1 protein-coding gene is annotated in these 668 nt (G+C 58.1%); it reads left to right on the top strand.

Annotated elements, in window-relative coordinates; translation table 11 throughout:
* Window positions 1-70 precede the first annotated feature (70 nt).
* Window positions 71-668, top strand: a 598-nt coding sequence (locus QQJ79_RS15720) for an ABC transporter ATP-binding protein (RefSeq protein WP_284223866.1), incomplete at its 3' end; no start/stop codon positions are given.

Raw genomic sequence — 668 nt, forward strand, 5'->3', positions numbered from 1 at the left:
GTTCTGACACGGGATGAAAGCTGGAAACAGGAGGAAAGTGTCAATGCCATTATCTGATACCCCCGCCCCGATGCTTTCCGTGCAGGACCTGTCCGTCTGGTTCGGGGATACCCACAACCGGTTTCAGGCCGTCGATACGGTCAGTTTCACCCTTGCTGCCGGGGAAAGCCTTGGGTTGGTCGGGGAATCCGGTTCCGGGAAATCCACCATCCTGAAGGCTATCACCCATCTGGCGACAGATATATCCGGGCATATCCATCTGGACGGAACTCCCCTGACAGGACCCCGCGACAAATCCTTTTATTCCACCGTTCAGATGGTCTTTCAGGACCCCTATGCGTCGCTGCACCCCCGGCACACGGTTGACCGTTGCCTGAGCGAGCCGCTCCGCCTTCAGGGGGCCACGGATATCGACAATCGGGTCAGACAGGTTCTGGAAGAGGTAGGACTGGGGGCGAAATTCCGGTTTCGCTATCCCCATCAGTTGTCGGGGGGCCAGCGACAACGGGTCGCGATTGCCCGCGCCCTTGTCCAGAACGCCCGCCTTTTGTTGCTGGATGAACCCACATCGGCACTGGATGTGTCGGTGCAGGCGGAAATCCTCAACCTGCTATCCGATCTTCGAAAAGACCGGGGACTGACCTTCCTGTTTGTCTCTCATGATCTGG

The sequence above is a fragment of the Brevundimonas denitrificans genome (genome assembly GCF_030160755.1).
Lineage (GTDB): Bacteria > Pseudomonadota > Alphaproteobacteria > Caulobacterales > Caulobacteraceae > Brevundimonas > Brevundimonas denitrificans.